This window comes from uncultured Campylobacter sp. (assembly GCF_938031315.1).
Taxonomy (GTDB): Bacteria; Campylobacterota; Campylobacteria; order Campylobacterales; family Campylobacteraceae; genus Campylobacter_B.
In genome coordinates this window covers 1-2,127 of the sequence record NZ_CALHHT010000008.1, presented here as the reverse complement: position 1 = coordinate 2,127, position 2,127 = coordinate 1, and the positions used below count along the sequence as shown (strand labels likewise).

The 2,127-nt window shown below is 48.3% G+C and carries 3 protein-coding genes and 1 pseudogene; 1 reads left to right on the top strand and 3 read right to left on the bottom strand.

All coding sequences use genetic code 11. The features are described from left to right. Together Q0236_RS00220 and modB are read right to left on the bottom strand one after the other, a co-directional pair. The coding region (locus Q0236_RS00220; RefSeq protein WP_297913620.1) for a hypothetical protein at positions 1–451 on the bottom strand (451 nt) is incomplete at its 3' end. A gap of 51 nt (positions 452–502) precedes the next feature. Further along, a complete protein-coding gene (modB, locus tag Q0236_RS00215; protein ID WP_297913617.1) occupies positions 503–1,192 on the bottom strand; it encodes a molybdate ABC transporter permease subunit in 690 nt (229 codons plus the stop codon). On the opposite strand from modB, the gene Q0236_RS00210 reads away from it, so the two are divergent. After that, complete coding sequence (locus Q0236_RS00210) at positions 1,174–1,659, top strand: pentapeptide repeat-containing protein (RefSeq protein ID WP_297913614.1); 486 nt, start codon at positions 1,174–1,176, stop codon at positions 1,657–1,659. The genes modB and Q0236_RS00210 overlap by 19 nt on opposite strands. Before the next feature lie 139 nt (positions 1,660–1,798). On the opposite strand, the pseudogene Q0236_RS00205 reads toward Q0236_RS00210, so the two are convergent. After that, a pseudogene (locus tag Q0236_RS00205) lies at positions 1,799–2,127 on the bottom strand (ABC transporter ATP-binding protein); the annotation flags it as partial.

The following is a 2,127-nucleotide window of genomic DNA, read 5'->3' as shown; positions in this document are numbered from 1 at the left end:
TCATATATCGAGAGACCCACTCGCCGTCTCTTAGCTCGCCTATGATATCCGCAAGCCGTATCTCGCCTAGATCTAAAATGCGAGCATCAGATGAGAATTCTGCCAAACTCTCTTGCTCTGTATCATGCACGCGCAGATAAAAAATAGCATCAAATCTATGAGAAGATTTTACGACATTGCGGATCAAATCCGCATAAAGCTCGCTTTGTGCAGCTTCGTGCCTTGCGTCCAAAGAAAGGATAGTTTCTTTTAGAATTTCAAGCTCGCTAAAAAGCGACTCGTCGGTATTTTTAAGTAAAGTAATCGCTGTGCGCGTCCGCAAATCAAGCTGCGTAGCGATCCTAGTGCGCAAAAAGCTAATCTCGCAAACTACTACAAGCGTAAGCAGCGCAGCACCTAGAATCAAGGCGGCGTTAAATCTTTCGGTAACGAAGTCTTTTTTATTTTTCATGCCAAATTCCAAATTTTGAAGGATTTTAGCAAATTTCGTTTTAAAGCCGATTTAAGCTTGTATTTTTGCGCCTTTTGCGCCCAAAAAATGCATAATCAAAAGCACCGCAAAGCTAAAGAGCAGCATCAGCGCGGAATATGCGTGAGCCTGCGCGAAATCGAGCGTTTCGGTCGCTTCGTAGATCGCGATGGAAGCGACCTTGGTCTGCTCGCTCACGCTGCCGCCGATCATCAGCACGACGCCGAATTCGCCCATCGTGTGCGCAAAGCAGATCACTAAGGCGCTAAGCAGGGAGTGGCGTATCGCGGGCAACGCGACGCGAAAAAGCTTGGAAAAATAGCCCTTACCGAGCGAATCGCACGCCCAAAAAAGCGAGCGCGGAAGCGAGCGAAAGCCCGAAACCAGCGGCGAAAACATAAACGGCAGCGAGTAGATACAGCTCGCGATCACGAGCCCGCTGAAATTAAATACGAGCCGAAGCCCGAAGTGTTTGTCAAAAAACTCGCCCAGCACCGAATACGGCGAGAGAAAAACGAGCAGGTAAAACCCTAACACCGATGGCGGCAGCACCAGCGGAAGCGAGATGATCGATTCGATCACGCTTTTGCCTCGGAAATTTTTTCTCGCCATAAAAAACGCAAGCGGCACGCAGATACAAAATAGCACAAACGTCGCAATCAGCGAGAGTTTGAGCGAGATCACGAAAGGGGTGTAGTCTAAATTTGACAAAATTTCAAACATCTGCGCTCGCTTTAAATTTAAATGCCGAATTTAAGAGCAATGGGCTTCGCGGCACGGCGAGATTTAGACGCATGAAATTTTGCGGCGCGGCTATTTTAGATACGCAGTTTAGGCGCGCGCTTTTTTGCGGCGTGAAATTCTGTAGTGCGAGGATGCTTTGCTGCGCGCAGCCTTGTTGCCCCAGACTTTGCCATGCGGATATTTGCGGATCAAAATTTTGCGGCGCAGAATTTTGTCGCGCGGAATTTCGCAGCGTTAAATTTAACGACATGGAATTTAAAAGCACAAAGTTTCGCGGCACAGGAATTTTGCACGATAAAATTTTAGCGGACAATGCTTCTGCCGCGGCAAAAACCGCACGCAAGGCTGAGCGTAAATTTGACGCAAAGCGGCGCGGGCAAAATTTAAAAACCGACGCCGATTTCTGCGGAGCAAATTTTAAAATAGACGCAAATTTGCGCGGATAGAATTTTAAAGCCGAAATGAAATTTTGCAAAGCAAACGAGGCGGATCCAAAAATCGCGTTAGCTCGCCGCGCAGAGGCTGGGCTTTTAAAATTTCCAGGCATAAATTTTACGTAAAAATTTAAAGCGGGACGCTGCATCGTTAAATCTTACTGAGGCTCACGTTAAAGGCCTTTGCGCCCACTTTGACCTCATCGCCTATTTGCAAGCCTTGGGCTTCGTGCGCGCTTAAAACGACCTCGCTTAGCTGGTTGCCGATCGCTACGACGGCGATCTGCACGGCGTCGCGAGCTTGCAGATCGACGATCTTGCCCGCGAAAGAAAATTTCTGCGAGCCGCTCGTTTTAAGAAAAATTTCATTCGGGCTCGCGCTGCGCACGACCCTGCCGTCATGCATCTCATAAACCGTCTCGCAAAGCCTGTAAATTTCGCTCACGTCGTGGCTTACCAAGATCACGGTTTGATGAAACT